The sequence below is a fragment of the Lelliottia wanjuensis genome, from assembly GCF_030238365.1.
Lineage (GTDB): Bacteria > Pseudomonadota > Gammaproteobacteria > Enterobacterales > Enterobacteriaceae > Enterobacter > Enterobacter wanjuensis.
Window position 1 is genome coordinate 1 of the sequence record NZ_JASSOT010000022.1, and the last position, 833, is coordinate 833.

The following is an 833-nucleotide window of genomic DNA, read 5'->3' on the forward strand; positions in this document are numbered from 1 at the left end:
GTCTGGATGTTGATGTCCGCACCGTTGCGACCGTTATCGCCGACTGGACAGGTGTTCCCCTCTCGTCGCTGATGAAAGATGAGCAAACCGAATTACTGACGCTGGAAGAACAACTGGCAACCCGTGTCGTCGGACAAAGTCCCGCCCTGAATGCCATAGCGCAACGCCTGAGAGCGTCAAAAACGGGCCTGACGCCAGAGAACGGGCCACAGGGCGTGTTTTTACTGGTGGGGCCAAGTGGGGTGGGCAAAACAGAGACCGCGCTGGCACTTGCTGACGTTATGTATGGTGGTGAGAAATCGCTCATTACCATCAACCTGTCTGAATACCAGGAGCCGCACACGGTCTCGCAGCTGAAAGGCTCCCCTCCGGGCTATGTCGGATATGGCCAGGGCGGCATTCTCACCGAGGCGGTTCGTAAGCGTCCGTACAGCGTGGTGCTGCTCGATGAAGTGGAGAAGGCCCACCGGGATGTGATGAACCTGTTTTATCAGGTCTTTGACCGGGGCTTTATGCGGGACGGGGAAGGGCGTGAAATCGATTTCCGCAATACAGTGATCCTGATGACGTCCAACCTGGGCAGTGATCAGTTGATGCAGCTGCTGGAGGAGCAACCAGAAGCCACGGAGAGCTGCCTGCATGAATTGTTACGTCCGACCCTGCGCGATCATTTCCAGCCTGCTTTGCTGGCTCGCTTCCAGACGGTGATATACCGCCCACTGGCTATGGATGCGATGCGCACCATCGTAGGCATGAAGCTGGCACAGGTGAGCACGCGTCTGCAACGTCACTACGGCATCTCCACTCACATCGGCGAAAGTCTCATCGACACC

At 57.1% G+C, this 833-nt stretch carries 1 protein-coding gene; it reads left to right on the forward strand.

Features of this window, described 5'->3' with window-relative positions; translation table 11 throughout:
* Positions 1–833 (forward strand): AAA family ATPase (locus QQF33_RS03360; RefSeq protein ID WP_285157379.1); only part of this gene is annotated, 833 nt, incomplete at both ends.